The organism is Gracilibacillus sp. HCP3S3_G5_2 (assembly GCF_052063305.1).
GTDB lineage: Bacteria > Bacillota > Bacilli > Bacillales > Amphibacillaceae > Gracilibacillus.
In genome coordinates this window covers 212493-236785 of the sequence record NZ_JBQHXU010000005.1, presented here as the reverse complement: position 1 = coordinate 236785, position 24293 = coordinate 212493, and the positions used below count along the sequence as shown (strand labels likewise).

Genomic DNA, 24293 nt, shown 5'->3' with positions numbered 1-24293 from the left:
GGGGTAGAGGCAAATGACTAGAATGACTTTCCAGGCTGCCGTAACGATGGGACAATTACAAAAACGGTTAGATAATATTGGAAATAATATTGCCAATGTCAATACGGCTGGATATAAAAATCGAGATGCGAATTTTTCTTCCTTGTTGTCACAGCAAATCAATACTGAGCCAGACCCAACTAATCCGATAGGGCGTTTAACACCAGATGGACTTCGTGTCGGAAGTGGAGCAAAGCTTGGTCACACTAATTTTGATTTTGCACAAGGTTCGCTCCAGACAACTGATCGAAACCTTGATGTTGCATTATTGGAGGATAACCATCTTTTTCAAGTAGCTATCAATGAAAATGGCGAAGATGAAATTCGTTATACCAGGGCAGGGAACTTCTATTTGTCACCAATAGCAAATAATCAAGTGATGCTCGTGACGTCCGATGGATATCCGGTACTTGGCATTGGTGGTGAACCGATTGTTTTGGACGATAATATGGACGCTCTAAGCATTGATGGTAACGGAATGATCAACGTAACGCGGAATGGTGTACAAGCTGTAGAAGGGCAGCTGGGAATTGTCGAAGCAGTACGTCCACGTTTATTGGAAGCAGCAGGCAACAATTTATTTCGTCTATCCGAACAGTCACTTGCAACCTATCCATTTGATGAGATTATCAACGGAGTAGGATTAGCAGATGTCAGAATGGAAAGTGGTAAATTGGAAGCTTCCAATGTAGACCTGGCAAAACAAACAACAGACATGATCGAAACACAACGCGCATATCAATTTAATGCACGAACAATCTCAATGCACGACCAGATGAGAGGTCTGATTAATCAGTTGAGATAGTGTAGTTTTATTATAAGGAGTCATCTCTTATGGCACAGGAAACAAGAGCAAAAAACAGAAATAAAACAAAAGCAGATGAACAAAAAAATACAGATGCGAAAAAAGAGAAAAGAGCAGATAAAAAGAGGCAAAAAGAAAAAAAATATGTTCGACGACTCATCCCAATTTGGGCAAAAGTTCTAATTGTCGTCGTGTCAAGTTTATTTGCTTTAATGATCGGACTTATTATAGGTTTTAGTATACTTGGAGATGGCAACTCATTAGATGTCTTGAAATGGGATACATGGCAACATATCATTGACTTCGTAAAAGGAGAATGATAAGAGGAAGATTCTATTTAAGGGACATACTGGTTAACATATAACAGATAGGACACGTGAATTCTCTTTCGGTTCACGTGTTTTTATTTGTTTAACCACCAATGCTTTTTTCTTTGCTTTTTGATATACTTTAGTGGATAGAGGAAAGGAGTCATACATATGGATATTGAACAAATTAAAGAAACGATCCCGCACCGTTATCCGTTTCTATTAGTAGATGTGATAACAGAACAAGATGACACACGAATTGCCGGTAAAAAAAATGTAACCATTAATGAACCTTTTTTTCAAGGACACTTCCCTGATTATCCTGTCATGCCTGGTGTATTAATTGTAGAAGCGTTAGCTCAGGTCGGGGCGGTTGCGATTTTAAGTAAGGAAGAAAACAAAGGAAAGATTGGATTTCTTGCGGGAATTGATAAATGCCGTTTTAAACGCCAAGTAAAACCAGGGGATCAACTCCAGCTAGAAGTAGAAATTATCCGTATAAAAGGACCGATCGGAAAAGGCAAAGCCGTTGCAACAGTTGACGGTGAACTAGCCTGTGAAGCAGAAATAACGTTTGCAGTAAAATAAGGAAAGAGAGGCTTTTAGGAGCTTCTCTTTTTTATGCTCCTCTGTTTATTTCATCTTTTACCCATTTTGAATTATCCCACTTTCACTCTTACGTTTAAAAAACAAAAAATATAAATAAAATTTATGGCATATTTTGTAGATTATTTGGAAAAGCTAGCATTGAACAAGACTTAAAGGAGGCTATCACATGGAATTAAAATACGTTAAGTATCTTTCAGCATTTTTATTATCACTAGCTCTGTTAGCAGGTTGTGCAGCAGAGGATGATAATCAAGATCAACCACTTGAAGAACAGCAGCCACAACAAGAAGAGCAAGCGCCAACAGACGAAGCTCCAGATGGCGGAACTGGAGAAGATATTGGTGAAAATGCAGAAGAAAACTTAAACGAAACGGAACAACAAATGGAAGACGCCATGGAGAATGGTGAAGGGCCGATAGACGACCAAGATAATCCACAAGAATAAGTGAGTGTTCTATCTAATTAGGAAAGTTAAACCCTGTTTCATAACTGAAGCAGGGTTATTTGTTGTGGTTATTAAAATAACTAGGCATATTCTCCTTGCTCGGTGATCCCTTTTCTTTGAAATGATTAGTGTTTATTGTTATAGTTGTTACTGACTGACCAGTCATTCAGTAAAATAAAAAAGTGAAACATTTTGAACACGTAACCGTATAAGAGAAAGTGAGGTGCTATTCAATTGGATGAGAAAAAAAAGCGCATGATTGAAGAGAGCTTAAAGCTCTTCTCGGAAAAAGGCTTTCATTCTACCTCCATACAGGAAATCGCGGATAAAAGTAATGTATCAAAGGGAGCGTTTTATTTACATTTTAATTCCAAAGACGAACTGCTAATGGAAATGTACAAATACTATACCGAGATAGTTGTGAACAACCTGAACAAAATCGAACTTGGTACAAGCAACCCTTTTGAACAATTTACCAAGCAGCTCGAAGCATTTTTCCAATTATTTAAAGAGCATAAAGAATACTTGATCATGCATTTCCGTGATAATCTTCATCAAAGTAAAAAGTTTGATGAATTAATTATAGATCTACATAGGCAAAGTTTTGATTGGATGGAAAGTCGCTTAATTAATATATATGGTGAGGAGCTGAAACCCTATATAGTGGAAGCAGTTATCCAAGTGGATGGTTTATTAAGTGGGTATTTCAAGTGGATTGCTATTCATGATCTTGAATTCGACCCCGCTCAATTAGCTGGTTATATAAGCAATCAGATAGATGTTTTAATGAAATCGATCTTAACCACAACCGCTCCTCCATTTTTTCACTATCAGGATTTAAAAATATTCAACAAAAGAGATGACAAGGCCATTCAATCTGTCATTAACCAAATAAAAGATCAAATTACAGACATGGAAAGGAGTGACATAGAACAGATTACCGAAGCATTACATGTACTTGAAGAGGAATGGCAAAAAGAAGAACCTAAACAAATTATTATTCAAAGTATGATGGATCATTTAGAAACGTATACAACTATTAAACCAACTGTTCAAAAGTTAAAAATATACTTATAAAAAATTGAGAGGGGACAAGATAATGAAGCGTTTATTATTTTTGCTGATGATTGTTATCATCACATTAGTTGCGTGTTCAGCAGACAACAGTGAGGAGCAAGATGAACAAGAGGAGCGCGTAACCCCAGTAGAAACAGGTGAAGTGACGAAAGGCGATCTTGTGATGGAACGTAATTTCTATGGTCGTACAACGCCTAATCAAACAATACCTGTCATTCCTCCTGTAGCGGGAGAAATAGATGAATTGGAAGTCGAAAATGGAGATAGTGTAGAGGAAGATGATACGATCGCAACGGTCTCCAGTCCGCAAGGGAACATTAAAGTAACAGCTCCAACAGATGGGGTTATTACACAGTTGGAAGCGAAAGAAGGTTCCATGGTTTCCAATCAGGACCCACTAGCGATGATCATTGATTTAGAACAGCTAACCGTGCAGTTACAAGTACCGGACGTTCAATTAGATTTATTTGAAAAAGGAAAAGAAGTAACTCTTTTATTACAAAGTGCTGAAGAAGAAACACATGAAGCAGAGATTGAATATGTAGCTGATTCTGCAAATGAGGCGGGCTTATTCCCGATTGATTTGTCATTTGATAATGAAACAACTCACTATAAAGCAGGCGTAATTGCTACTGTTGTGTTAGAAGATACAGTAATTGAGGATTCTCTGTTAATTCCAACTGCAGCATTAGTGGAAGAAAACGATGAAACATATGTATATGTGGTAGATGAAGACAAAGCCAAAAAAGTAGAAGTAAGTGTTCAAGCAACACAGTCTGAACTCACAGCAATAAAAGCTGAAGATCTTAGTGAAGGGGATCAAGTCATTACAAGTGGACAACTGACACTTGAAGATGAAAGCAAAATTAATGTAATAGAGGAGGATTAATCATGAAGCTTGTCAACACATCAGTAAAGCGGCCAGTCGGGGTCATCATGATTGTCCTCGCTATTATTGCAATGGGTGTTATTTCAGTTCGAAATTTAGCGATTGATCTTTTTCCAGAGATTGATTTGCCAATAGCAGTCGTTGCGACTAGTTATCCAGATGCAGCGCCTCAAGAGGTTGAAAATCTTGTGTCTGAACCAGTTGAGGGAAGCCTTAGTTCGATAGAAGGCGTCAATATGATTCAATCGCAATCACAAACAGGTTCTTCCCTTGTGATAATTATGTTCGAAAATGGTACCAATCTCGATAATGCTTTACTGGAAGTACGGGAAAGTGTAGATCAGGTAAAAGCACAACTCCCAGATGGTGCAAATGATCCAAGTGTTCTACGCTTTAACCCTAATCAAATGCCAATAATGTGGGTAGGTTTAACCGGAAGTGATACCAACACTTTACACTCTGTAGCAGAGGATACTATTCAGCCATATTTTGAGCGACAAAGTGGCGTTGCCTCTGTTAGTATCGAAGGTGGAGAAGAAAGAGTTATTGAGCTAGAGTTAGACAGGGCAGCCATGGCGCAATATGGTGTGTCCACTCAAGCAATTCAACAAGCATTACAAGGAGCGAATCAGTCTGCTTCAGCAGGCACCATTCAACGTGGCGATCAAAATTTACAGTTACGTGTTGAAGGTACATTCGATTCAATAGATGATATTGCTCAGTCCATTATTCATACACCTCAAGGTGCGCAAATAGCAGTTGAAGATGTAGCAAATGTAAAAGATACATTTCAAAGCAATGGGACAACCCTTGTGAATAACGAAACAGCTGTTGTGTTAAGTGTTCTAAAACAGTCTGATAGTAATACCGTAGATGTATCTAATAATATATTATCTGCAGTGGACGACTTGAATAAGGATTTGCCAGAAAGTGTTAATTTGGAAGTAGTGGTGGATACATCAGAATTCATCAAGCAATCGATTAATTCGGTTTTACAGAATATGATTTTTGGTGGGATTTTTGCCTTATTAGTATTGCTGCTATTCTTGAAAAGTATTAGAGCTACACTTGTTATTGGGGTGTCTATTCCAATTGCGATTGTCTCAACGTTTATATTATTGTATTTCACAGGTGAGACCCTAAACGTATTAACAATGGGTGGTCTAGCACTCGGTATTGGAATGATGGTGGACAGCTCGATTGTTATTCTCGAGAATATCGTCTCATACAGGCAAAAGGGCTACAGTATGAAGGAGTCTGCAATCAAGGGTGCTTCTGAATTAGCGCCAGCCGTTATTGCCTCAACCACAACTACACTTGTAGTATTTTTACCAATTGTTTTCGTTGAGGGGATGGCTTCAGAGCTATTTACACCATTAGCCATAACGGTTGCGTTTGCCCTTATTGCATCACTTGCAGTTGCGGTCACATTAATTCCGATGTTATCATCCAAGCTCCTAACGAAAGCGATGCAGGATAAAGGACGTCGTTACTGGTTCGATCGTTTCTTACAGAAAGTAATCAATGGCTACCAGCGAGTGATTGAGGCAGCCTTGAAATTACGAAAGACAACCATTGCGATTACCATTATCGCTATCATCGGAAGTGTTTCGCTACTACCTTTTATTGGTACAGCCTTTATTCCAGAAGGTGATCAAGGACAATTAGGGATTACCGTGGAAACACCTACAGGTACTAATGAAGAAAAACGTCTAGAAATTACAGAACAAGTTAATGAAAAATTGGCAGAGTACGATGATGTTATTGATGTCAGTAATGTAACGGTAAGTGGTGATAATGCCGGTGGAGGACTGATGGGAGGAGGCTCAGCAGCCTCGTATCAAATTCAGTTAATACCAGCCGATGAGCGAGGCCAATCAACTACATCGATCGCTCAGCAGTTAGACGAAGAATTACAAGATATTGCAGGGACAGAAATAACCGTTATGGAAGCAGGTTCTGCAACTGGTCTGGGAGATCCGATTCAAATTCAAATCACTGGTCCTGAAACAGAAGTATTACAGGAACTGTCCGATCAAGTCTTGATGGTATTAGAAGATGTAGAAGGTGTTTATAATCCGACATCCTCTCTATCTGATACTCAACCGGAAATGACGGTTCAAATTGATCGTGAACTGGCAGCACAATACGGTTTAAGTTATCAGGAAGTCATGAGTCAAATTCAACTTGGGTTCACTGGTCAAACGATTATGCAATATCGCGAAGCCGGAGATGAAATGAATGTTCAATTAATGTATCCGGAAGATCAGCGGACCACCATTAATGACTTAGAAAACTTACAGATTCAAAATCAAGAAGGAACAACGATTTCTTTACAGACGATTGCAGATTTTGAGCAAGTACAAAGTGCCACAACTATTACTCGTCAAAACCAAGAGCGTCAAGTTAATATAACATCTGGTATTGCTGATAGTGATTTAGGTACCGTAGCACGAAATGTGGAAAATGCCTTAGCATCGATGAACTTCCCTGAGGATTATGACTATTCAATCGGAGGTCAAGCAGAAGATATGACAGAAGCGTTTATTGACTTAGGTCTGGCGCTCATCCTGTCGATTTTCTTAGTCTATGCTGTAATGGCTGTTCAGTTTGAAAACTTCCTCCATCCGCTCATTATTATGTTCTCGATGCCTGCAACAGTGATAGGGGTGTTTGGTGGACTATTCATCACCGGTCAACCACTATCTATCACCGCCTTTATTGGGGTGATCATGCTCGCCGGTATTGTCGTTAACAATGCAATTGTGCTCGTCGATTATATTAATATTCTTAGAAATCGTGGTATGGATCGACACGAGGCAATTGTGGAAGCAGGAAAAACAAGGCTACGTCCAATTCTAATGACTACCTTGACTACTGTCCTAGCAATGGTACCATTAGCCTTAGGATATGGTGAGGGTGCAGAAATGCAGCAACCGATGGCAATTACCGTTATCTTCGGTTTATTGACATCCAGTATCTTTACATTAGTCTTGATTCCGGTGGTTTATACGTACTTTGATAACCTGTCAGAACGTATTAAAGGCTGGTTTACGAAAAAGAATAAAAAAGAAAAAGAAGCATAAGCAAACAGCCTGGTGAATATTGCCAGGCTGTTTTGTTTGGTTCCATTAGACATGGTGATTGATTATTGCTCTGCCCCAAGGACCGGTATAGATTTGAAAAAAGATATTAAACAAATCTTTATGGAAGGAGCAAAGATTTGTTTAATAAAAGAAGATAATAAACAAAACTCAATAGAAAGAGCAAAGATTTGTTTAAAAAAGCAAGATAATAAACAAATCTCTACAGGAGAAGCAATGATTTGTTCATTAAAGCGGATCCAACAAATCATTCCCAAGCAAAGGCTCTTTGCTAAGCACTGAAAACTTACAGCATGATTAAGTGATACCCATCATTAATCAGGCAGTATACAAGTCCCTTTAACATCACCTGCAGAGATGCAGTTAACTGATGGAAATTCTACTTTATCACAGTTGCATTTCGCTTTTATTACATTTCACTAATAACACTTTCGTTTCTATCAATTATCGTATAAAATAGAAAGATATGCGATAAAATGTCAAATTTTGAAGAAATAAATTTATTTGTTCATGAATACAGTCATAAATATTCAATTTTATCGAAAACGTATAAGAGGTTGTTCATAAGGTCACCAAATGATAAGCGCGGCATTTCCTCGTTGGCTTGTTATATTGCTCACACAAAGTATACACCCTGTTGCTAGTGGTGCGTATCAACTGCTTATTTTTACTTTGGCAACTTTGTGGATAACACTATAAATACGTATATATCCTGATCATAAGCAGGAGGAAGAAATTAGATGAAAAAAGTAAATATCGTGTTCTTTATTTATCAAATGGGAGCCGGTGGTGCTGCCAGAACATTATTAAACATTATCAATAACCTAGACAGAAATAAATTTGCTCCTATCTTAGTGACATTAAACTATGATGGGTCATATGAACATGCGCTAAAAGATGATGTGAATTTTATTAAATTGGACACGAAACGTTTAAGTAGATCCATTTTTAAATTAGCGAAAATTATCCGCGAAGAGAAAGTTGACATTGTATTTAGTACGATTCCAAGAGTTAATACGATCGCGATTTTGGCCAAGCTGGTATCTTTTACAAAAGCAAAGAATGTGATTAGAGAAGCAGATAACCTTGGAGGTACGTTTAAAGAAAACCTAATGTTATTAGGTTTTGGTCTTGTATATCGATTAGCAAATCAAATTATCTCCCTTTCTGAAGGAGTAAAAGACAACCTAGTGAAGCGATATAAAGTGCCAAGAAAGTCGATTGAAGTAATCTATAACCCAGTCGACGTAGCAAATATTACCAAGCTTGCCAATCAAGAAGAAGATTTCCAGCATCAAACATTATTTCAAACCGAGGAAAAAATGATTATTACGGCTGGAAGACTGGTACCACAAAAAGATCACGACACAATGCTACGTGCTTTTGCAAAGGTTAATGAACAATTAGCTAGCCAACTCGTCATTCTCGGAGAAGGATATTTATATGATGAATTAACACAACTGTCAAACGAACTAAATATAGCAGAACGTGTTCATTTTCTTGGTTTTCAACAAAACCCATACGTTTATTTCCGTCATGCAGATTTATTTGTGCTGTCCTCTAAGCATGAAGGCTTTAGTCACGTCATTGCCGAAGCATTAGCCACCAAAACAGCGGTTGTATCGACTAATTGCAAATCAGGTCCATCCGAGGTTTTGGATAATGGTAAATACGGCTTATTAAGCCCTGTAGGTGATCAAGAGCAGCTGGCGGAAAATATGCTGTCGGTACTACAAAAAACACCAGAAGAATTGAACGAGATCAGGGAAAAAGGATACGAGCGTGCTACCTTCTTTAATTCAAATAAGATTGTTAGACAATATGAACAAATCTTCCTGGATGTGTTATAATTAATGGTTGTTCACACAATGTCACATTAGGAAAGAATAAATTATTAGCAGAGTTGGAGACCAAGAGAATATAAAACGAAGGTTGTCGCAAAAACTTGACGAAATCAAGGTGCATATTTCCGTCATACATCATTACAAAGTTCGAGTAAAACGGATATTAAACAGCTTGGTATGTTTCGCTGATCCCTCACAGTGAGGGAAGTCTCGCTATATAGAAATGGAGGTTTATCCATTTGTCTCATTCAAGTAAAATTGTACATTTGACGACGGTACATCACCCTTATGATACAAGAATTTATCATAAGGAATGTGTATCCTTGCAAAAGGCAGGATATGATGTCTCGTTAATCGCGCCAATAGATGAACAAAATAAGAGTCAGGACGAGCAGAATAAGGTAGATATCATTCCAATCAAAAAGCACACCAATCGCTGGAAACGAATGCTGATTGGTCCAATCGAAGCTTATAAGAAAGCAAAAAAAATGAAAGCAGACATCTACCATTTTCACGATCCGGAATTAATTTTTGTCGGTTGGCTGTTGAAAAAGAAAGATAACAAAATCATTTATGATGTGCATGAAGATTATTATACAAGTATTATGCAAAAGGAATACTTCCCAAAGCCGATTAAACGGATCATTGGCAGGTTGTATAATAGTATCGAACGTTTTTTAATTAAAAGGATGGACCTTTGTCTTGCCGAGAAATATTATTACGATCGCTATCAACGTGGAACGAGCATTCTGAATTATCCAATAGTCAATGAGAAGCTTATCAGTAAGGAAATAAAGCGTGAGATCAAAAGTGATAAGCTATTGTACACCGGAAATGTATCGGAAGTACGTGGTGCCTTTTATCATGCGAAAATACCCAAACTCATGGACAAGCATGTTTATTTTGTCGGCAAATGTCCGAGTGAATTAGCAGAGCAAATGAAAGAACATGCTGGTGACAAATGTGATTACCTCCATTTTGACGGGATTGACAGGTTTGTCGAAAGAGAAGAAATTGACGAATATTATCTGAATGAAAATTGGATTGCAGGCTTGGCAATTTTCCCAGCAACAGAACATTATTTAAAGAAGGAATTGACAAAGTTTTTTGAATATATGAGTGCAGGTTTACCGATTATTTGCTCGAATTTTCCAAGCTGGAAGACATTTATCGATCAATATCAATGTGGGATCACCGTTGATCCTGAAAATAAGCAAGAATGGCAGGATGCAGTCGATTATTTGAAGAATAATCCGATAGAAGCAGAAACTATGGGTTATAATGGTAGAAAGGCTGTATTGCAAGAGCTAAGCTGGGAATCCCAGGAGAAAAAACTATTATCATGGTATGAGCAATTATTAACGAAATAGGATGGGAAATATGAGTGAAATAAAAGATCACAATCTTGTTTCTGTAATTACACCAACCTATAATTCAGAAACGTATATACGAGAGACGATAGAGTCTGTTCAAAAGCAAACCTATCCAAATTGGGAAATGGTCATTGTGGATGATGGTTCCACCGATCAGACTACCTCGATCATTGAAGCATATCAGAAAGAAGACGATAGAATCCGTTTGATTTGCCTTGAAAAAAATCAAGGAGCAGCAGTTGCTCGAAATACAGCGATTGAACACGCGCAAGGTAGGTATATTGCTTTTTTGGATAGTGATGACCAGTGGCTGCCAGAGAAGCTAGAAAGACAGTTAGCTTTTATGAAAGAGCATGATTATGCTTTTACCTATACAGGATACCATCGCGTTCAAACCGATGGGGATGGTAAAATAAAGAAAAAAGAAGTGCATATGCCAGCTGAGGCAACCTATAAGCAATTGCTGAAGAGCTGTGTAATTGGCTGTTTAACGGTTATGCTAGATCGAGAGCAGATTACGGACATTCGCATGTCCAGCATCCGCTCACGCCAAGATTATGCATTATGGTTGAACCTTACCAGACGCGGCTACACAGCCTATGCGTTGCAAGAAGCACTCGCTCTATACCGGGTAAGAAGCAATTCGATTTCCAGTAACAAAGTCAAAATGGCCAAGCAAAATTGGATTGTTTATCGGCAAATTGAGAAGCTAAGCTTTTTAAAAAGCATGTGGTATTTTGGACATTATGCATTTTTGAAAGTAAAAGCATACTTAAATTATAAAAGGTAAGAATTGGTGGTGTCTAAGAACAAATGTTGAATTATATATCTGAAATATTGAAACGAAAAGATTTACTTATATATCTTGTGAAATCAGGTTTAAAAGCAGAAAACCGAAATAGTTATTTAGGATATTTTTGGTGGTTACTAGATCCATTATTAAACGTTATTGTGTATTATTTCGTTGTTGTAGTTATTTTGGAGCGTGGTGGACCTGGCTATCCGGTGTATCTAGTAATTGGTCTAGTAGTGTGGCGTTGGATTAGTACTACGATTAATTCTTCTGCAAAAGCCATTACCAAGTATTCGTCTATTATTAACCAGGTTTATTTACCTAAAACGATATTCCCGTTGTCTTTTTCGGTTACACAATTGTTTAATTTTAGTTTTGGGTTAATTGTTATAGCTATATTCTTAGCAGTGTTTGGATATGTTCCGGGATGGCAAATTATTTTATTACCCGTGATTATATTGATACAGCTTATCTTTTTAGTGGCAATTAGTTTATTTGTATCCTATATCACAGTATTTGTTCGAGATATAGATAATGTGCTAACACACATCGTAAGATTATTTTTCTATGCTTCACCTATTATTTGGGAAGGAAGTAGATTACCTGAGGAATATGATATTATTGTTCAATTAAATCCTGTTGCAATATTATTAAATGCTTATCGAGATGTTTTGATGTATAACCAAACACCACAATGGTTAGGATTATTCATTATTACAGTTATATCGATAATCGGAATAATATTTATGCTATATTACTATAACAAAAATGAACACAAAATCATTAAAGCTTTATAAAAAAGAGGGTTGTTTACCATGTATACAACAAGTGAGGATCGAGAAACACAAAAACATCAAAATGATAAAGAAATAGTAATTAAGGCAGACAATTTAGGTGTTGCCTTTAATTCTAATTATAAAAGAGATGATTACAAATCGATAGCAATTGAGTTTCTATCAAAAAAGAAAAAAAAGAAAAAAGGACCGAGTCAAACATGGCCGCTACGAAATATTAATTTTACAGGTTATAAAGGTGAGGTACTTGGAATTGTTGGTTCAAATGGTTCTGGAAAAACGACATTATGTAAAGCCTTGTCTGGAATATTACAACCAGACGAAGGGCATCTTGAAGTGAATGGAAAGGTATCAGCATTATTCTCAATGGGCATGGGATTTAATAAGGAACTTACAGGTAGAGAGAATGTATATTTAAATGGAATGATGCTGGGGATTACAAAAGAAAAAATTAGCTTTTTTATAGAGGATATTCACGATTTTTCTGGTTTAGGGGAATTTTTTGATCAGCCAATGAAGCGGTATTCAAGTGGGATGAAAGCAAGATTAGGTTTTAGTGTTGCTTCACATTTAGAACCTGAAATTCTAATTCTTGATGAAGCATTGAATACAGGTGATGCAGAATTCGGGAAAAAAGCATCAATTAAGATAAAAGAACTGCTTGAAAAAGCAAAAATGGTTATTATCGTAACTCATAGCCATAAGTACGCTTTAAATAATTGTGATCGTTTAATGTGGTTAGAAAAGGGAGTCATTAAAGAAATTGGCGATCCAAAATTTGTATTAGAGCAATACGAGGCAACTATTCCTAAAAAGAAACCAAAAATGAAAAGAAAATTAAATTTAGAACAAACGAGTACGGACGTAAAAGATAACGTTGTAATTAAGGCAGAGGACATTAGTATTGGTTATCCGCTTAAGAAGAAAACACATTGGGCATTAAAAAAGATTAATTTCGCGATTAAGGAAGGCGAAGTAGTCGGAATAATTGGCCATAATGGAGCGGGTAAAAGTACTTTATGTAAGGTCATGACACAGATATTGAAACCAGACGGTGGTAAGATACATGTAAATGGAGAAACAACAGCATTATTAAATTATGGAACAGGCTTTAATGCTCAACTATCAGGAAAAGATAATATTTTTCTTAATGGTATGCTACTAGGTATTCCCAAGGCAACAATGTATGAAAATTATCCGAAAATAGTGGAGTTTTCTGAATTAGGTAAAAAAATAGATAGACCAATCAAGGAATATTCAAGCGGAATGAGAGCCAGGTTAGGATTTAGTATTGCTGCTACTTTACAACCGGATATTTTTATTCTTGATGAGGCCCTATCTACAGGAGATATGGCATTTAAACAAAAAGCTAGTGAAAAAATTCAGGATATGATGGAACAAGCAAAAGCGGTGGTCATTGTTTCACATAGTATGTCAATGGTTGAAAAAGTTTGTACAAGGGCGATTTGGATTGATAAAGGTAGGATTAAATTTGATGGTGACTCAAAAGAAGCAGTTAAATTATATAGAAAAGAAGTAAGGGAAAAAAAGCAAAAAAATAAAAAATAGATGTATAGGTGTTGTGATGGATAATGAAAAAAAGAATCATTAAACTGATTTCTAACATGGTACAGTTTATCTATGACCATATTTTCACCCATAAAGTAAGGTCAGCGATTAACAATTTTCTCACGGAAAAGAATAAGAAAAGAATTAAAAATCTATTAAAGAACGGTAAAAAGCAAATCAATATTCGGAAGATTAAACGTACGAAGTACAGATTAAAGAATTTAGGATTTGTTGATGCTGGTTATAACGAGATGGTCGAATATTATAACCAAGACAAAGACCGTGATTTGAAAGAAATGGCTGCTTTTGAGTTGGCATTATGGCATAGTGACCAATATACAAAAGAAGATGCCAAACAAGCGTTATTCTATTTAGATTCTATCCAAAAAGATTCGGCTGATTTCAAAAGACAAATAATGATTTTAAAAGCAGAAAATCTAAACTTTTTAGGCAAAAATTCAGAAGCAAAACAACTTATAGAAAATTTAATAAATACGAAACAACACCCGGATTTGTTATTGAGTTATGTCAATCTTGTGGAAGAACCGTCAGAGAAAATTAAGTGGATCAATAAAGTATATCAGTTATATCAATTACCTGAAGTAAATCTGAATGGAGCAGATAGTAAATCTCTATATGATCAACTAACTGTAGATAACATTCCAACAAAGAAAGTTAATAGGAAAGAAAGAGTTACGATAATAATTCCAGTTTTCAATGCTGAAACAGTTCTCCCTACTGCTTTGACTTCTCTACAAAACCAAACGTGGGAGAACTTGGAGATTATAGTTGTAGATGACTGTAGCAAGGATAATACCATAGCAATGGCTGAGGAATTTGCGAAGAAAGACCCTCGGATTAAAGTATTACAAACAGAGCAAAATGGAGGTCCTTATATAGCAAGAAATATAGCTCTTAATCATGCAACAGGCGATTTCGTTACAATTAATGATGCGGATGATTGGTCTCATCCTTGTAAAATACAAGTGCAAGCAGAGCATTTGATTAATAATCCCAAAATAATAGGGAATACTTCGGAACAAGCTAGATTGACAGAGGATTTGAATTTTTACAGACGAGGAAAGCCTGGGTTATATATTTTTGGTAATATGTCTTCTTTTATGTTCAGACGTAAAGAATTTAGAGATAAGATTGGCTACTGGGATTCTGTTCGTTTTGGTGCAGATTCCGAAGCCATTAAAAGAATAAAGCAAGCGTTTGGTGAGAAAAGTATAGTAGAATTACAAACTGGTCCTTTATCCTTCCAAAGACAATCGAGCGGTTCTTTAACAGGAAATTCGGCATTTGGTTTTCCTGGATACTTTATGGGGGCAAGAAAAGAATACCTGGAAGCGCAATTGGATTATCATCAGAAGGCAGAAAGTATTAAATACACTTTTCCTCAAGAGAAGAGACCTTTTCCTATACCTGAACCAATGAAACCTGTAAGAGAAGTCGAAAAAGGTAGCAGAAGACACTTTGATGTAATCATTGTATCTGATTTTCGTTTAGAAGGTGGCTCAACACTATCTAGTTTAGAGGAAATAAAAGCACAGAGAAAGATGGGATTTAAAACAGGTTTAGTCCAATTAGCGCGATTTGATTATGTCCCAAACAAAAAAATAAATCCATTAATTCGTAATATGATAGATGGGGATTTAGTACAAATGATTGTTTATGGGGAAAAAGTTTCGTGCGATCTCTTAATTTTACGATATCCACCTATTTTAGAGCATTACCAGAGATATATTCCAGATATTCAAGCGGGTCATATTAATGTTATTATTAATCAAACACCAATGAGTGATTATGGTACTCATGGTGAGAGACGATTTAACATTGAAGTATGTCATAAACAGTTAATAGAATATTTTAACAAAGATGCAATTTGGTTTCCAATTGGCCCATTGGTAAGACAAGCTTTGGAACAATATCATGCAGAGGAAATAAAGTCTATCCAATTATCAGATAAGGATTGGGTCAATATAATTAATGTCGAAGAATGGACATCTCCGAACAAGAGAAAAAGAGAAGAAAACCATATTAAAATCGGTAGACATTCTAGATCTCAGGCTGTAAAATGGCCAGATAAAAAAGAAGAGTTATTAAAAATTTATCCTGATAAATCACCTTATGAAGTCCATATTCTAGGTGGAGCTCAAGCGCCGGAAAAAGTATTAGGATATATCCCAGATAATTGGATTGTGAAGGAATTTGGTGAAGTAGATCCCAAAGAATTTCTGTCTAATCTCGATGTGTTTGTCTATTATACACGTTCTGATTGGGTGGAATCATTCGGAAGGGTTATTATTGAAGCAATGGCTGCTGGAGTACCAGTAGTAATACCTCCTGAATATAAAGAACTATTTGGTGAGGCTGCAATATATGCACGTCCAGATGAAGTGACATCTAAATTGGAAGAATTAATTTCTAATAAAAGCTATTATGAACGCCAGCAGAAAATAGCATTGGAATATGTAAACAAAAATTTTGGGTATGCACAGCACCAATCTAGATTGGAGGAATGGTTAGATGAACAGAAGTGAAACAGATAATAATTCTCAAAGTGAGGCTACATTAAAAGGTTTAGATGAGGATATAAAAAATCTAGATGCAAAAGTAAAAGAAATAAAATTGGAGATTGCAAAAGAAGAAACAAGATCAAAAGAATTGGTAGAAGAAATTAAAACATTAGAGAAAGAGTTAGATAATAAAAAAGATAAAAATGTTAAATTGCAGAAAGAAGAAAAACAATACTTAAAACGTGTAGATGCAATTAAGAATAGTACCATCTGGAATGTATCAAATGTTCTTAGAAAAAAAGTGTTTAAGATAAACACTTCGAAAAAGAAAACAAAAAAAAGCAGTGAAAAATCAAGTAATAAGAGCGCTGAAAGAAAAATAAGAAAGATTAAAACAAAATTATTAAATCTGGGTTTTAATCAACAAGCTAAGCTTGAGCTAGAAGAGTTGGCTGATAGTAAGAATGAGGCGATACAAAGTTTAGCTGCCAGAGAATTAGCTTTATGGCATGCTAATCGGCGTAATGAACAAGGCGCATTAAAATGTCTTCATTACATTAATAAGTGGCTACGTCACGAAAGAGACATAACAAGAATTATACAGGCAACCGTATTAGCAGCTGAATCTTATATGACTCTTGGGAAAATAGAAGAAGCGAAAAGTTTAATTGATAGAGAAATCAAGAGACACAACAACAGTGCAGATCTATATATTACAGCAGCGAATTTAGAAGAAGACCAGCATAAACGTGTAGAGTGGATTAATAAATTATATGAAATGTACGATGTTGCACCAATTAAATTAAATCCAGTAAACGGTAAGTTGCCATACGATACGATAAGTTATGACAAATCACAGTTGAAATACTATGAACGATCAAGCAGTACGCCAAAAGTAACGGTTATTATCCCTGTTTATAATGCAGAGGATGTGGTGCAAACAGCAATTGAATCTGTACTTAATCAGACGTGGAGAAATTTAGAGGTTATTGTTGTGGATGATTGTAGTACAGATAATACCTATAGTGTCATTGAAGAATATGTACAAAAAGACAATAGAGTGAAACTCATCCAAACTGAAACCAATGGTGGAGCTTATATGGCAAGAAATCTTGCTATTACACATGCTACGGGTGAATTTATAACTTTAAACGATTCGGATGACTGGTCTCATCCACAGAAAATAGAAAAGCAAGTTTTACATTTATTGAATAACCCAGATAAGGTGGGGAATACTTCACAGCAGGTTCGTGCTACTTCTAATCTTTTTTATTTTAGAAGAGGTAATTTCAGGTTAATGTTTACAAATATGTCTTCATTTATGTTCCGTCGAGAACTTCTGTTAGATAAGGTTGGTTTTTATGATTGTGTAAGATTTGGAGCAGATGCTGAATATCTAAGGAGAGTCAAAAGAACGTTTGGCAAGGACTCGATAGTTGATTTAAGAACAGGTCCACTATCATTTCAGAGACAATCTGACTCTTCTTTAACAGGCAATTCGGCATTTGGCTTCCATGGTTATTTTATGGGGGCAAGAAAAGAGTATGTCGAAAGTCAATCACATTATCATAATAACGCAGAATCATTGAAGTATGACTTCCCACCACAAAAACGTGCTTTTCCAGTGCCAGAACCAATGTGGCCAAAAAGAGAAGAAAAAGATGAAAATGGCAGACGATTCTTTGATGTAGTTCTAGTTAGTGATTTTCGAAACTTCGACCTGGAGATGTGGGAGCAAATTAAGAAACAAGTCGACTTTAACAATAAAAAGGTTGGCTTTGTTCAAATGTATGAGTATGAGATAGATCCGCTACAAAAGATTAAAGGTGAGTTTAGAGATCTAATTGATGGCGAGCAATTTCAAATGATTGTATACGGAGAGAAGATTAAATGTAATCATCTAACGATATATAATCCAAATGTCCTGAAGGAGTGGCAACGATTCATACCGAAGATCGATGCTGATAAAGTGTCAGTAATAGCTAACAATATTTCTACTGAAGACGAACAATATGTAATAGATAACATTCAAACTTATTATGAGCATTTATTAGAGTACTTTGGTGAAGAAGCGACCTGGTACACAGACTCTAATGTTTTACATGACAAAATGAAAAATATAAGTTATATAAAAACTCAATAGTACATGATAAATATGGAGGTGAAGCATTTGAAAAAACATATTTTTCTGATTGTTAGATACAGTATGCTAACAGAAAATGGATCTGGATGGAGAATTGGTGAAAAAGAATTTGATGAATATAAACAAGAAGTGTTTGATTCCCGACGCTTAGAAATAAGAGAAAAACTGTTTAAAAACATAACACTTCCATCTATTGCTAACCAAACTTTTTTAAACCCAGATGAGTTTTCTTTGTTAGTAATTACATCTGATAAATTACCTGAAGAAAACCTCTCGAATTTACAAGAGATGTTGGGAGATTATACATGGGCTAAAATTATACCGACAAACCATAATGATTCAATGAAAAATTTAATAGATCAAGTGATAACAGAGGAATTAAATCAATTTAATGAACCAATTTGTTATTGTACCGCTAGACTTGATGATGATGATGCATTAGCTAGCAATTACCTTGAGAAATTATTTCAGTATCTGTCTCCTGAACACTCGGGATTTTGTATTTCGTTCGGAAATGGATATACAGGTATATATAATGTGGAATTAGATGTATATCAATCTTTTCACACAAATTATTCACCAAAAATTGCTTTAGGTTTAGCTTACCTAAATACGTATGATCCAAAGCATGAATCATTCGGAAATAATCTAATTTCTATATTTAGTAATGGTTCTCATACTAAGGTGGATCAACAAAGTCCGACAATTATCGATTCGAAAGACCAACTCTATTTACGGACAATTCATGCTCTTAGTGATACGAACAGTAAAGAGCAAGTCAAAAGAGTAAGATCAAAACCTACGGTAGAGCCAAATATTATTTATACTAAATTTTCGATAGAAACTGACTTTCAAGAGGAATTAGTAAAAGAACAAGCTTTAGAGGGATTAATAAAAGAGAAAGAAGAATTAATATTGAAGTATAAAAATGAGTACAATGAGTTATTGGAGCAACTAAATAAAAAGAAAGAGAATAATAATAGGTTAGAAATAGACCTTGAATTATTAAAAAATAATATCAGTCTTGAAGAGGATAAAATAAAAAACTCAATAAATGCTCGAGATAAGGCATTGAAACAACTAATACAAACAGAGAATAGTAAAACCTGGAGATATACGAATAGTCTGCGAAATACATTAGATATTATTAAAGGCAAGTCACGTTCTAATAATCAACATAATAAGAAAGTGAATAATATCACTATAAATGAGAAAGAACACGCTGAGGAAAAAAATGGTACTAAGAATTTAACTCAACCTCCACAAGGTGAAAAGGATGCAAAGCGTAACGATAACAGTGAATCCAAAACGATTTGTATTGAAAAAAATATGATTTACAAAATGAAAAAGGCAAAAGAAAAAGGCGAGGTTGTACAATATTTAGAGGATTTAGTCAAAAAAAGAAAAGAAGTTGATCAACTATATAAACGTGCTTTTAAGTATATAGCAATGATCTATAGACATGATAGTACAGAAACAAGATCAGAGGTTTATAATAAAGCATTAGAAGTGCTGAAAATTGAGGAGTTACCACATTCAATTGTTAAAGATTCTGACCCTTTACCATTAAAGCAAGCAGCTTCATTTAGCGCAAGTCTAACAATGAGGTCGAGAAAATCACAATTAATGAAAAATACTTTGCCTGAATGGCAATTAAATGATAAAACAGATGCTTATAAATTTATTGATTCGATCAATATAACTAGGCCATGGAGAACAGAGGACTCTTATCAACTAGAGAATGTTCCCTTTTATGAAAACTCCGTAATAAAACCAACACAAGGAGCAGCATCAAGAGGAGTTTATTTTATATATAGTGAAGAACGTATATGGGATGTAAAACGAGAAAAGGCCCTATCTTCTTGGGATGAACTTAAAGAGAGTATGCGATTAGACCTAAAAGATAAATGGGTGGCAAAAGATAGTTGGTTCGTAGAGGAACTATTGAGTGAAGATAGTGAAATGAAACAACCAGCTCGAGATTTAAAATTCTATTGTTTCTATGGTAAGGTTGGTCTAATCTTAGAAATTGTTAGAAATCCTGAGTTAAAATATTGCTGGTTACTTCCAGATGGAACAAGAATTAATACTGGTAAGTACAATGATAAGCTTTTTGAGGGAGAAGGAGCGACTGGTGAACAATTAGATTTAGTTTCTACGATAAGTTCAAAAATTCCAGCTCCGTTTATGAGAATCGACTTTCTTAAAGCAGAAAAAGGATTAGTATTTTGTGAATTCACACCTAGACCTGGTAATTACACAGAGTTTAATGAATCGGTGGACCAATTATTAGGGGATATGTTTTTAGAAGCAGAGGAAAGGTTATCGGATGATTTATTGGCTGGAAAGCAATTTAATGAATATCATGAATACCTTAAAAATATCAATCAATATCAGAAGAAAAATATGAATGAATAAATACTAAAAAGTTTAATACCATACATTCCAAGATTAACCGTCTATATCTAGTTACTAGGTGTAGATGGTTATTTTTATTTAATTAGCTTGACGTTAATAGAATAAGATATTACGATATTACTAGTAGTAATAACTCTTTAGGAGTGATGTGACTATTAAAACAAAACAAATTTACTAATAGGTTTTTCAGCCTATTATAAGTTATCGACGAGTTTCTATACAGGAGGAAATACGTAATGGAATTTAAGAAAAAGCTTATTACGCTTGTAGCCTTTTTCACCTTTGTTTACTATGTGCCTATTAGTGCAGTAGCTGAAGCTGAATCAGATACTAAAAAGCCGGATCAAGCAGAAGAAAGAAAAACAGATGAAGAATTAAATGAAGTTGATGAAATGGAAGAGGAAGAAAAAGTAGAAGCATCAAAAGAAAAAGACTTACAAGAAGCTGAAGTACTAGAAGAGAAAGAAGTTCCTTCAGAGGAAATTCATAATACAAAAGATAGTGTTAATAAAGATCTAGAAATCAGCACTTTTTCTGTAGAAACTGAATCGACACTTCAAGATATTCAAAATGACTTAAAGCGACTTGGTTTTGAGAGTTCTAATATTGAAGATGCACTTATAGATTTTCAGTCTTATTATGGATTAGAAAAAACAGGAGAACTTAATGAAGAAACGCAAAATAAAGTAGACGAAATTTTATCTAGCCCTTTAAGAGAAGGTCAATATCATCAAGATGCAATCCAACTGAAGAAGGATTTAGCTCGATTAGACATTCCTATTTCTAATACCCCTACTGAACATTATGGACCTTTAACAGAAGCTGGGGTAATGGCTTTTCAAGAAAAATATGGTCTTCCAGTGAGTGGAATAGCAGACTATAAGACTTTAGAGAAGATTAATGAATTATTGAATGGTCCTATGTTTAATGGTTTATATCGTGATGACGTCGTGGATCTTAAAATTAATCTGGAGAAATTAGGATTTAAAGTATCAAGCACTCCGACTTATCACTATGGTCCTGTTACGGAGGCGAAAGTAAAAGAATTTCAAAGCTATTACGGTTTAGAAGTAGACGGGATAGTAGGAGCAGCTACTTTGGAAAAAATAAACGAGGTGCTAAATAGTCCTTTTCAGGATGGAGAATATAACGAAGAAACAATTAAGTTAAAAGAGGATCTTGAATATTTAGGTTACAAGGTTTCAAACAATCCTACCACCCATTATGGTCCAGTAACAGCTTCAAAAGTTAAAGAATTCCAGCAAGATCATGGGTTAAAGGCAACAGGTATAGCAGATTCAGTAACACTTGCGAAGATTGAAGAGTTAATGAATCAGCCTCTTGAAAAAGGTATGGATAGACTAGATGTAATAGATTTAAAACTCAATTTAGAAAAATTAGGATTCCATGTATCGAATAGTCCGACTACTTATTTTGGATCGATAACAGAATCAAAGGTGAAGGAATTTCAAAAATATTATGGTCTTACAGTAGATGGAAAAGTGGGGCCAACAACTCTAGAAAAAATTGAAGAAATACTACATAGTCCATTTCAAGATGGCAAACGGCATGAGGATACCATTCAATTAAAACTAGATTTAGAGAAACTAGGATATCATGTATCAGATAATCCAACAACATTATATGGTTACACAACTACTAAAAGAGTGAAAGAATTCCAAAGGGATCACAATCTAAAAGTGACAGGAATAGCTGATCCTGTTACCAAAAACAAGATTCATGAATTAGCGAATGCTCCATTAAAAGAAGGAATGTATCGCAATGATGTAATAGATTTAAAAATTAATTTGGATAAATTAGGCTTTCATGTCTCAAACACACCAACTACACATTATGGACCTATAACAGAATCAAAAGTGAAAGAATTTCAACAGTATTATGGATTGCCTGTAACGGGTATAGCGGATAATGACACTGTTGATTTATTAGAAGAGTTAGCGAATACACCTTTGCAAAAAGGTGGTTATCATGAGGATGTTATACAACTAAAAATAGACCTCGAAACATTAGGATTTAAAGTTTCAAGTAATCCAAATGACTATTATGGACCTACAACAACATCTAAAGTGAAAGCATTTCAATCGTATTATGGATTAAAAACAAATGGCATAGCAGATTCTAAGACTTTAGAAAAAATTCAAGAGATCTTACAAAGTCCGCTGCAAGATGGCGCAAGAGTTGAAGAAGCTATTCAACTGAAAAAAGACCTTAGTACTTTAGGCTTCCATGTATCAGATAATCCTACCAATCATTATGCAGAAGTTACTAAATCAAAGGTAAAAGAATTTCAAAGTTATTATAACCTTCCTGTTAGTGGTATAGCAGATTATAAAACACTTGAAAAGATAGATGAAATTATCAATAGTCCTTTTCAGTATGGTAAAAACCACAAAGATACAATCCAATTGAAAAAGGATTTAGCAAAGCTAGGTTTCCATGTTTCCGATAATCCTAATGATTATTATGGTCTTGTAACTACTCAAAAAGTAAAAGAGTTCCAAGAACAATATGATTTAAAAGTTACGGGGATCGCCGATGAAATCACATTTGCTAAAATTAAAGAATTATTAGAAACTAAAGTAATCTATCATTACACAAATTATAATTATTCATTACAACAAATGCTGAATATACAAATGGGTGTAGCACCGCAGACAGATAAATATCGAAATAATCCGGCATATGTTTTAGCATCTGCGCTTGATTCATCAGGTAATGTAATAACTAGTACAAATGTAAAAGAATCCACAAGTACAAGTAGCCATACATATGGTCGCTTAAGTACTGGCCAAAAAGTAACTATCAGAAATCAAGTAGGATCTTGGTATGAAATTAGTTATCAGACTTGGAGAAATGCAAAATCAGGAGATGTAATGGAATATTTAGATCCTGATAGGAACAATAACTTCCAACATCTACTTTTATCTGGAACAGCAGGACTAACTGCTAGTCAATTAAGAACTATTATAAATGGACAAGGAATATTGGATGGGCAAGAACAGGCATTTCTAGAAGCTAGTAAACAGAGTAATGTTAATGAAGTCTATTTAGTGTCCCATGCGTTATTAGAAACAGGATATGGTACTTCTGAATTAGCGAATGGTATCTATGTTGATAAGAATGGAAATACTATAAGGGATAGTAAAGGTAACTTAATTACGGACAAGTCAAAAGTCCCTAGTGGATCAGTTAAGGTTTATAATATGTTTGGTATTCAGGCCACAGATAATAACGCTATAAATGGTGGAGCAAAATATGCTTTTGAACAAGGATGGACATCTCCTAGTAAAGCAATAATCGGAGGAGCTCAATGGATTTCTGGTCGTTATATTAATCATAAGGATTACCAACAGGACACTCTTTATAAAATGCGTTGGAATCCACAATCGCCAGGAACACACCAATATGCAACAGATGTTGGTTGGGCAGTAAAACAAGTCTCTAATATTCAGAGCTTATATGAAAAGTTACCTAACGCTATTAAACAGTTTGACATACCTCGCTATAAGTAAAAGAATGAAACCGAACTATATTTCAATA

Annotated in this window: 17 protein-coding genes; all 17 read left to right on the top strand. The window is 35.2% G+C overall.

All coding sequences use genetic code 11. The annotated features are described in order from the left end of the window. Positions 1-13: 13 nt before the first annotated feature. The 17 genes from ACTNEP_RS09880 to ACTNEP_RS09800 all read left to right on the top strand — a co-directional run bounded on the left by ACTNEP_RS09880 (position 14) and on the right by ACTNEP_RS09800 (position 24265). Positions 14-844: a flagellar hook-basal body protein gene (locus ACTNEP_RS09880; protein ID WP_441161750.1), complete on the top strand. Its 831-nt coding sequence runs from the start codon at positions 14-16 to the stop codon at positions 842-844. A 29-nt stretch (positions 845-873) separates the two neighbouring features. Further along, a complete protein-coding gene (locus ACTNEP_RS09875; RefSeq protein WP_441161749.1) occupies positions 874-1164 on the top strand; it encodes a DNA-directed RNA polymerase subunit beta in 291 nt (96 codons plus the stop codon). Between the two features lie 159 nt (positions 1165-1323). Next, positions 1324-1740 carry a 3-hydroxyacyl-ACP dehydratase FabZ gene (gene fabZ / locus ACTNEP_RS09870; RefSeq protein ID WP_441161748.1) on the top strand — a complete coding sequence of 139 codons (417 nt, stop codon included), beginning with the start codon at positions 1324-1326 and terminating at the stop codon, positions 1738-1740. Positions 1741-1927: 187 nt separating this feature from the next. Then, positions 1928-2206, top strand: a complete 279-nt coding sequence (locus ACTNEP_RS09865) for a hypothetical protein (RefSeq protein WP_441161747.1) — start codon at positions 1928-1930, stop codon at positions 2204-2206. A 234-nt stretch (positions 2207-2440) separates the two neighbouring features. Then, positions 2441-3283, top strand: a complete 843-nt coding sequence (locus ACTNEP_RS09860) for a TetR/AcrR family transcriptional regulator (protein ID WP_441161746.1) — start codon at positions 2441-2443, stop codon at positions 3281-3283. Positions 3284-3305: 22 nt separating this feature from the next. Continuing rightward, positions 3306-4172, top strand: coding sequence for an efflux RND transporter periplasmic adaptor subunit (locus tag ACTNEP_RS09855; RefSeq protein WP_441161745.1), 867 nt, complete (start codon positions 3306-3308; stop codon positions 4170-4172). 2 nt (positions 4173-4174) lie between these two features. Then, a complete protein-coding gene (locus ACTNEP_RS09850) occupies positions 4175-7258 on the top strand; it encodes an efflux RND transporter permease subunit (protein WP_441161744.1) in 3084 nt (1027 codons plus the stop codon). A 36-nt stretch (positions 7259-7294) separates the two neighbouring features. Continuing rightward, on the top strand, positions 7295-7558 hold the full coding sequence (locus tag ACTNEP_RS09845) for a hypothetical protein (RefSeq protein ID WP_441161743.1): 264 nt from the start codon (positions 7295-7297) through the stop codon (positions 7556-7558). Positions 7559-8016: 458 nt separating this feature from the next. Continuing rightward, positions 8017-9126 carry a glycosyltransferase gene (locus ACTNEP_RS09840; protein ID WP_441161742.1) on the top strand — a complete coding sequence of 370 codons (1110 nt, stop codon included), beginning with the start codon at positions 8017-8019 and terminating at the stop codon, positions 9124-9126. Positions 9127-9359: 233 nt separating this feature from the next. Continuing rightward, positions 9360-10490 (top strand): glycosyltransferase, encoded by a 1131-nt coding sequence (locus ACTNEP_RS09835; protein ID WP_441161740.1) that lies wholly within the window; start codon positions 9360-9362, stop codon positions 10488-10490. A 10-nt stretch (positions 10491-10500) separates the two neighbouring features. Continuing rightward, on the top strand, positions 10501-11283 hold the full coding sequence (locus ACTNEP_RS09830) for a glycosyltransferase family 2 protein (RefSeq protein WP_441161739.1): 783 nt from the start codon (positions 10501-10503) through the stop codon (positions 11281-11283). Between the two features lie 23 nt (positions 11284-11306). Continuing rightward, complete coding sequence (locus ACTNEP_RS09825; protein ID WP_441161738.1) at positions 11307-12083, top strand: ABC transporter permease; 777 nt, start codon at positions 11307-11309, stop codon at positions 12081-12083. A gap of 18 nt (positions 12084-12101) precedes the next feature. Continuing rightward, complete coding sequence (locus tag ACTNEP_RS09820; protein ID WP_441161737.1) at positions 12102-13649, top strand: ABC transporter ATP-binding protein; 1548 nt, start codon at positions 12102-12104, stop codon at positions 13647-13649. 23 nt (positions 13650-13672) lie between these two features. Further along, on the top strand, positions 13673-16195 hold the full coding sequence (locus ACTNEP_RS09815; protein ID WP_441161736.1) for a glycosyltransferase: 2523 nt from the start codon (positions 13673-13675) through the stop codon (positions 16193-16195). Next, positions 16182-18314 (top strand): glycosyltransferase, encoded by a 2133-nt coding sequence (locus ACTNEP_RS09810; protein ID WP_441161734.1) that lies wholly within the window; start codon positions 16182-16184, stop codon positions 18312-18314. Before ACTNEP_RS09815 ends, ACTNEP_RS09810 begins: the two co-directional genes overlap by 14 nt. Positions 18315-18341: 27 nt before the next feature. Next, positions 18342-20732, top strand: coding sequence for an ATP-grasp fold amidoligase family protein (locus ACTNEP_RS09805; protein ID WP_441161733.1), 2391 nt, complete (start codon positions 18342-18344; stop codon positions 20730-20732). A gap of 236 nt (positions 20733-20968) precedes the next feature. Then, positions 20969-24265 carry a peptidoglycan-binding protein gene (locus tag ACTNEP_RS09800; RefSeq protein ID WP_441161732.1) on the top strand — a complete coding sequence of 1099 codons (3297 nt, stop codon included), beginning with the start codon at positions 20969-20971 and terminating at the stop codon, positions 24263-24265. Positions 24266-24293: the final 28 nt, after the last annotated feature.

Excerpts from the sequence above, each read along its gene's own strand:
- ACTNEP_RS09875 (WP_441161749.1), top strand. The coding sequence starts at position 874 with ATGGCACAGGAAACAAGAGCAAAAAACAGAAATAAAACAAAAGCAGAT.
- ACTNEP_RS09855 (WP_441161745.1), top strand. The coding sequence starts at position 3,306 with ATGAAGCGTTTATTATTTTTGCTGATGATTGTTATCATCACATTAGTT.
- ACTNEP_RS09880 (WP_441161750.1), top strand. The coding sequence starts at position 14 with ATGACTAGAATGACTTTCCAGGCTGCCGTAACGATGGGACAATTACAA.
- ACTNEP_RS09830 (WP_441161739.1), top strand. The coding sequence starts at position 10,501 with ATGAGTGAAATAAAAGATCACAATCTTGTTTCTGTAATTACACCAACC.
- ACTNEP_RS09865 (WP_441161747.1), top strand. The coding sequence starts at position 1,928 with ATGGAATTAAAATACGTTAAGTATCTTTCAGCATTTTTATTATCACTA.
- ACTNEP_RS09840 (WP_441161742.1), top strand. The coding sequence starts at position 8,017 with ATGAAAAAAGTAAATATCGTGTTCTTTATTTATCAAATGGGAGCCGGT.
- fabZ (WP_441161748.1), top strand. The coding sequence starts at position 1,324 with ATGGATATTGAACAAATTAAAGAAACGATCCCGCACCGTTATCCGTTT.
- ACTNEP_RS09825 (WP_441161738.1), top strand. The coding sequence starts at position 11,307 with ATGTTGAATTATATATCTGAAATATTGAAACGAAAAGATTTACTTATA.
- ACTNEP_RS09850 (WP_441161744.1), top strand. The coding sequence starts at position 4,175 with ATGAAGCTTGTCAACACATCAGTAAAGCGGCCAGTCGGGGTCATCATG.
- ACTNEP_RS09810 (WP_441161734.1), top strand. The coding sequence starts at position 16,182 with ATGAACAGAAGTGAAACAGATAATAATTCTCAAAGTGAGGCTACATTA.
- ACTNEP_RS09800 (WP_441161732.1), top strand. The coding sequence starts at position 20,969 with ATGGAATTTAAGAAAAAGCTTATTACGCTTGTAGCCTTTTTCACCTTT.
- ACTNEP_RS09815 (WP_441161736.1), top strand. The coding sequence starts at position 13,673 with ATGAAAAAAAGAATCATTAAACTGATTTCTAACATGGTACAGTTTATC.
- ACTNEP_RS09820 (WP_441161737.1), top strand. The coding sequence starts at position 12,102 with ATGTATACAACAAGTGAGGATCGAGAAACACAAAAACATCAAAATGAT.